This is a genomic window from Vibrio sp. 1402, from assembly GCF_033340275.1.
The window spans coordinates 642,785-649,687 of record NZ_JAWOWE010000002.1 but is presented as its reverse complement, the minus strand read 5'-3'; the positions used below and the strand labels follow the sequence as shown (position 1 = coordinate 649,687).

Sequence of the window (6,903 nt, the reverse complement as noted above, 5' to 3'; positions counted from 1 at the left end):
CTTTAAAATACAAAACGCCCGATGAAGTACATCGAGCGTTTTAGTTAAAAAGTGTCAACCCATATCAGGACGGGTCAGACAAGACAAACACTCTTCCTGTTGAAGTTATTACGCTCTTTCTTTTCCTTCTAGAGCCAGTATCTCGTCAACTAATTTTGGAACCTCAACGCTTGCTTTTCCGTAGCGTTTTTCCTCAAATTCACTTTCTACCGCACTAGGTTCTAGGTTAATTTCAATGGTATGTGCGCCGTGCATTTTTGCATCATGAACAAAACCTGCTGCGGGATACACAACGCCAGAAGTCCCAATAGAAATAAACAAATCTGCTTCTTCTAATGACGCGTAGATATCACCCATTCGCAGTGGCATTTCACCAAACCAAACAATATGTGGTCGCATTTGTGAAGGGATCTGACAACAGTGACAAAGTTCGCCTGTCTTAATGTCCTCATTGTGCTCTACTACTTGGTTAGATTCACTACAGCGCGCCTTGAGCAACTCACCATGCATGTGAATCACATTCTGACTGCCGCCTCTTTCGTGAAGGTTGTCTATATTTTGAGTGATGACCGTCACTTTACCTTCTAACTCAGCCTCTAAACGACCTAATGCTTCATGCGCTGCATTAGGCTTTATCGCATTATCTTGAAGTTTCTTGCGGCGTTGGTTGTAAAAATCTTGAACAAGGTCCGGATCGCGAGCAAACCCTTCAGGCGTTGCTACATCTTCGATACGGTGATTCTCCCATAGGCCATCTTGCGCACGAAATGTTTGAATACCAGATTCGGCCGAGATACCTGCACCAGTAAGTACTACAATATTTCTATAAGGGAAATTCATAACTCATCCTTGCTGTTTTTTCATTAGCTTAACACTGAAAGAATAGCAACAGTAGTAATATGGATTAGACCATAGTCGTAATGGTCACTATTAGAATTACAATTTAAGAGGAACAGCAATGAGACAAGTATCTCTAACGTTTACATTGCTTCTGACTTTGGCAGGCTGTCAACTTACCAATGTTGAAGGCGAAGTCGATGATGTAAAGGTAAGAGTCAGCACCAATGATGATGACCATCGAGGTAATGGTAATTTCTGTCCTCCGGGCCAAGCCAAGAAAGACAATTGCTAAAAGAGCGGCTTTATGCCGCTCCCATATTGGCCTCAATCCTCGTTGGTCGAAGATATTTTATGAATGGCTAGGTCAGCGCCATTGAATTCGTCTTCTTCTGAAAGCCTCAGTCCCATACTGGTATTAATCGCACCGTAGACTACAAGTGCACCAAGCGCTGCGATGGAAAGGCCCAAAAGCGTTCCTAGAAGCTGAACGATAATGCTCACGCCACCTAGCCCACCCAATGCGCTTTGACCAAAAATCCCAGCGGCAATACCACCCCAAGCGCCACATACACCGTGTAAAGGCCAGACACCCAGCACATCATCAATCTTGGTTTTGTTTTGTAGGTGGGTAAAAAGATAAACAAATAGCACGCCAGCAATCGCACCTGTCACTAAAGCACCGATAGGATGCATTAAGTCTGAGCCCGCACATACAGCAACCAAGCCAGCCAGTGGGCCGTTATGAATAAAGCCAGGGTCATTCTTACCAGCCAACAATGACGCGACAATGCCTCCGACCATTGCCATCAATGAGTTCATAGCCACCAAGCCACTTATGCCTGACACAGTTTGAGCTGACATGACGTTGAAGCCAAACCACCCCACACATAAGATCCAAGCTCCCAAGGCCAAAAATGGAATATTCGAAGGTGCAAAGTTGGTGTGCTTTCCTGCTCGAACTCTGCCTTTTCTCATGCCCAAAAACACGACGGCAACAAGCGCTATCCAGCCGCCAACACCATGCACAACGACTGAACCTGCAAAATCGTGGAAGCCATAACCAAAGGTATTTTCAAACCAAGCTTGAACACCAAAGTTTCCGTTCCAGATCATTCCCTCAAATAACGGGTATACGATGCCGACAGTGAAAAATGTTGCGATTAGAATCGGATAAAAACGAGCTCGTTCTGCAATACCACCAGAAACAATAGCAGGAATCGCTGCAGCGAAAGTCAGCAAGAAAAAGAACTTCACCAACTCGTAACCATTGCCTTGAGATAACGTCTCTGCATCGGCAAAGAAGGTGCCGCCATAAGCGACCCAGTATCCAATGAAAAAATACGCAATGGCGGAAATACCGAAATCGGCCAAGATTTTAACTAAAGCATTAACTTGGTTCTTTTGGCGCACGGTTCCTACTTCAAGAAAAGCAAAACCAGCATGCATCAAAAAAACCATGATTGCGCCAAGTAGTAAGAAAAGTGTGTCGGAACTTTGCGTGAGAGTTTGTACAGCGCCGTGTACCTGATTGGCAGTTACACTCATTATGATTGTCTCCGTTGATCTGTAGCGCACTTATCCTGTGCATCAAAGTTAGGCTCATCACCAATTTGGTGAACTTAATTTATAGAGCGTCTAACAGAGCAATTCTCATTCCACAATTTACATTTCTAACACTTACACTTTAATTTATTGTTTTGTATGAACTTTAATAAAACTACGCATTCTTGAAATGGTGCTTAACACGCTAATAAGTGCACCAATATGGTTTTAGTGCACCAACATAATGCGCACCATATAGCTCAACAAAACGTAAAAGCCACCTCATGAGAGGTGGCTTATATACTGAATTGCTAACTAAAGGGGTTTATCGAGTGATCTTCCCTGCTTTTACATCTTCTAACCAACGTCCTTCGACAAGATAGGGAGGAAGCCAACCAGTTTCAACAGATAGACGGTTGCCTTTGTCGTACCATATTAACTTCTACTAAGCGTGCCTATTGTGCTCTTTAATCATTTCTGCGATTTCCTTGCGTCCCCACTCATAAGTAAACGCTATAGCGTCCATGTCTTTCATAGAGTTACCAGTATATTTTACCTTTGTATCTATACCAGCTTTTAGTAATAGCTCCACAATATTTTTATGACCTGCATGGATCGCAGCAAACAATGGGTTGCAGTCTGGTTCAGATATATCCATCACTGCATTTCTTTCTAGAAAATAGGTAAGTAAGTCTAAATGACCTTCATATGCAGCTGTATTTAAAGGAGTTACACCTGAAGGCCCCCCCTTAACATTTACATCAATACCTAGATTCACCAGAAGCTCTACAATTTTATCTTGCCCTTGCTCCGTTGCGATATGCAACCAAGAACCCAGAGGCGTAATTAGATGAAGTAATTTGTCATCTCCTGAGAGAATTTTTTCAACCTCACTCACGTCACCGGATCTAATCGCGGCCATTACATCTTTTGCGCTATGCTCACCTGCCATATTTATCTCCTCAGCTGCGGTTTTAACCAGTAATTTTAAAGCATTAACTATATCACCGCGTTTACCCAACATTTATCTGTCACTTTAAGAGTATCAACAACCTGCCGCAACGCATAAATATCATACTGACCTTGAATCCGATTTGGAGCCCACACTAAGTTCTCCCTGCGGATTGCTATTAGCTCTTTGCGCTCATCTAAATCTTCATTGATATACATTTGGTAGTCAGCGACATCATTTGGTGTCAATTGAGGTTCCGCCTTTCTCCTCATGCTAACCTTCTTTTTATTATCAGACATTTAATCCAGTCCTAATTCTACGTTAAATTCTTTTACATTAACTGAAGAAACCTCTCCAGCATCAGAAATAGCCGCTGCGGTGTGAATATATCTAACAGGAGTTTTTTTTCTCAATGCTTTTTATACTTCTGGCCGCTTTCCATTCGGTTGTATCTTTGTCCTTTTGAGCCATTAGAACAGTAATTGCAGTTGCATATTCAGTTGTCCCTTGCTGATATGCCATGTTACCTATCTTACGGCTGCGCAGCGGGCTGCTCCCTCCTTTGGCCTCAACAATTATAATTTCACCTAGTGGCGGCTCTGCCACCTAGTAAACCATATCAAAATCGCCCGGCTTCTAAATTTACCTTAGGGATGAAGCAGCTTAGCATTAGGACGTTTACTCCGGACAAAGTCATCCGCGGCTAACTCACCAATTTTTGCAGATTTCTGATTAATCTTGGCGATTTGAGCGTTATATCCATCTTCGCCAGTTCGAGCCTTCCTAGCCTCTTAACGTTCTTTCAAACACTCTTCAATTTTTGCTTTGTTTCGTTTTATTAGCTCATAATCACTCATATAGATTTCTGAGTTTTTTTATACTCTGCTTTATTCAGCACAAGATCTTCAGTGAAGATCGTGCAACCTTCTTCCCCGCCAACTTTCTCAGAGTCAAAAACATGCGCATTGACAAATTCCTCAATCCCAACAACATACTGCACTTCGTGTCTGCTGCCATCTTCTCCGACGGATGACTCTTTTGCAGCGTTTAAAATCTGATCGCAAACCTCTTGGGGGACATCGCTTTGGGCCTGATACTCTGCCTACATTTGACCCAAGCGTTTTAGCCCTTCTTCACACAAGAAGCCTGTTGGGTCAATCCACTGGATAGGATTGACTGCATATTGGTAATGCCACTATTGACAGTTCAACTAACAAGCTCCCAATCATAAATATAAAAGCCACCTCGTAAGAGATGGCTAAAAAAATACCCGAGGAGCTCTAAAAAGGACGCCATTCACTTTCTGACTTAAATACCACTCCTGAAAAATCTTTGTTCTCGATTAATTCAGCCAGTTTTTCATCGACACATAATAACCACTCGATAGCATCCAGTTGAAATATAGTTTTCTGCATTTCAATATCTTTCTTAAGGACAACTCGATCAATTGAATCAACCTCTCCATCAAACTCACTAAATATTGAATGATTTCTATCCAGTAAATCGCAAATCGCAAGAACATTTAAAAAATAGTATTCACCAAAACTTTTACCTTGGTAATTAACCTCAATCGGTAGGAATTCAACTTCACTCGTTTGTGTGTGCTTAGAAATTAAATCAGATAACCGTCGACTCACGATTAATAAAGGACCACTAAGAAAACTATCCGCAGGCTTGTCATCTGATATGACATCAATAGTAACTTTTGGCCATTTGTCTCCTAGGGCAACGCCTCCCGTCAGATTCAATCCTATTAATACACTAGACTGCGTTACTTTGCCTTGAGTAAAATCGGAGTCTCTATCTACCTTGTTGGTCCAAATTTTAAGTGTCATTACTACTTCCTACTTTTCCATTGCGGATCATCCAATTGCGATCGAGCTTCATTCTTTTCCAGAGCATTCCTAATGTTACTTTCTGTTTTTCCAATTTCATCTACAAAAATCATATCATCGATCAAACCACGACCATACTTAGTTTACAACGCTCTCATTTCTCGTCGAACTAAAGCACCTGAGAACCTTGGTGCCTTGCACTTAGATGTCTACCCACGTGTCAGGGAAGGCCTATTTCGACAGATGTTTTAATATTAGTTGGAAGTGCAATCCCATTTGCACCTCTGTTAATGTTGTAATCAAGTTCGGTAGCTCTATGCATGACCGGATATTCCTGAGCAATATTGATACTAATTTGGTGATTTCCAGCATGGTTTTCAGGTAACCCGCCAACTATTTCGTTATTTAACTTGAGCCCACAACCTCTTCTTAAAGAACCGCCATAATAATTCGCAACACTCCCCCTCCTTTGAGTTTTATTTAAGGGGATGATTTGGACAATTTCCTCTATACCTACAACATATTGAACTTTGCGTTTACTACCATCTGAATGATTGATATAACGATGAAAAGTAACTTCGTTCTTCTCGCAATCAATATGGTCTAAATCGTATTCATATCGAATATGATTTTTAACTTTGGGTTTTCTGATAATGCCACGAATGATTGGTCGTTCGGCAAACAACAAACTCCCCACCATAAATATAAAGCCATTTCAAGAGAAAGATGGCTTATATGCTGAATTGCTAACTAAAGCAGTTTATCGAGAGACCTTCCCGGCTTTTACTTCTTCTAGCCAACGTCCTTCAACGAGATAGGGAGGAAGCCAACCAGTTTCAATAGATAGATGGTTGCCTTTGTCGTACCACATACAAACCATGCCAAGCAGAGGGAAATTAATGAGCGTGCGGATCCCCAATCTTTCTGGTCCTAGCTCTCGGAGATGATATTTCTCTTGGAACTGTAGATTTTTGACTAACACTTCCTCAAAATCATAACCAATGTCGGTGGTAAGCGCTGCAAAGGTTTCTAAAACCCCCATCGCAATTTCCAACGCCCAATCATCACCCTGAGCAACTGCCGCGCCCATCGCGGCCACCAGTTTATCAGTGTAGTCCGATGTGCGGTTATGGAACGATTGAATGACATCTACTAACATGTAAGACAGCTCACCCGCTTTGGTAGAGCTCTGTCTCATCAAAGAAATCGAAAAGTTCGCTAACACATCCATGCTAGCTTTGTCACGAACGATGACAGAGGTAAAATACGCATCTAGCCACATTGAGGGGCAAATGAAGCCTGTTTTTAAAATACCTTCGCCTTTCCATGTTACTTCTGGATAATCAGGTAATTTAATGCTTTGAGGCTCGCTTGGCTTGATGGCAAGTTGATGGTAAAAAGCACGCATCAATGATGATTCATATAGACATAGCGTGCCGATTCTCTCATCATCGTCTAATGGAGGTAACCATGTATACAGACGGAGCTGATAAGAAATACCATCGCTCAAGTAAACCAAGTTTTCTCTTTTTATAGATATGCGCCTTTTCCTTTTGTCTAAACTCTCTTTTATTTCTTCTCGATAAGCTTCTCTTTCAAAATCACTTAGTTCAACATGAGCTACTCGTTCAACCTTTTTTACCTCTGAGCTATCAACCACTTCTGAACTCTCCTATATCTATATCAAACTCTTTTGCTTTGAACTTGGAAACCTTACCGCTAGAGGGTATTTCT

8 protein-coding genes and 1 pseudogene are annotated in these 6,903 nt (G+C 41.7%); 1 reads left to right on the top strand and 8 read right to left on the bottom strand.

Annotated elements, in window-relative coordinates; translation table 11 throughout:
• Positions 1-108 precede the first annotated feature (108 nt).
• Positions 109-840: a Sir2 family NAD+-dependent deacetylase gene (cobB, locus tag R7044_RS06325; protein ID WP_005377522.1), complete on the bottom strand. Its 732-nt coding sequence runs from the start codon at positions 838-840 to the stop codon at positions 109-111.
• Between the two features lie 118 nt (positions 841-958).
• On the opposite strand from cobB, the gene R7044_RS06320 reads away from it, so the two are divergent.
• On the top strand, positions 959-1,132 hold the full coding sequence (locus R7044_RS06320) for a hypothetical protein (RefSeq protein WP_005377524.1): 174 nt from the start codon (positions 959-961) through the stop codon (positions 1,130-1,132).
• Between the two features lie 32 nt (positions 1,133-1,164).
• Here R7044_RS06320 and R7044_RS06315 read toward each other — a convergent pair whose 3' ends face one another.
• From R7044_RS06315 to R7044_RS06285, 7 genes and pseudogenes are all read right to left on the bottom strand, one after another.
• On the bottom strand, positions 1,165-2,385 hold the full coding sequence (locus R7044_RS06315; RefSeq protein ID WP_053307100.1) for an ammonium transporter: 1,221 nt from the start codon (positions 2,383-2,385) through the stop codon (positions 1,165-1,167).
• Between the two features lie 442 nt (positions 2,386-2,827).
• On the bottom strand, positions 2,828-3,406 hold the full coding sequence (locus R7044_RS06310; RefSeq protein ID WP_225455420.1) for an ankyrin repeat domain-containing protein: 579 nt from the start codon (positions 3,404-3,406) through the stop codon (positions 2,828-2,830).
• Entirely contained in the window at positions 3,382-3,633 is a 252-nt protein-coding gene (locus tag R7044_RS06305) for a hypothetical protein (protein WP_169644516.1), read from the bottom strand. The genes R7044_RS06310 and R7044_RS06305 overlap by 25 nt, the downstream gene beginning before the upstream one ends.
• A pseudogene (locus tag R7044_RS06300) lies at positions 3,634-4,526 on the bottom strand (type IV secretion protein Rhs); the annotation flags it as partial. It abuts the gene before it with no gap.
• A gap of 88 nt (positions 4,527-4,614) precedes the next feature.
• On the bottom strand, positions 4,615-5,169 hold the full coding sequence (locus R7044_RS06295; protein WP_033905294.1) for an imm11 family protein: 555 nt from the start codon (positions 5,167-5,169) through the stop codon (positions 4,615-4,617).
• Positions 5,170-5,389: 220 nt separating this feature from the next.
• Positions 5,390-5,857, bottom strand: a complete 468-nt coding sequence (locus tag R7044_RS06290) for a hypothetical protein (protein WP_205391107.1) — start codon at positions 5,855-5,857, stop codon at positions 5,390-5,392.
• Positions 5,858-5,929: 72 nt separating this feature from the next.
• Entirely contained in the window at positions 5,930-6,829 is a 900-nt protein-coding gene (locus R7044_RS06285; protein ID WP_205390882.1) for an immunity 49 family protein, read from the bottom strand.
• Positions 6,830-6,903: the final 74 nt, after the last annotated feature.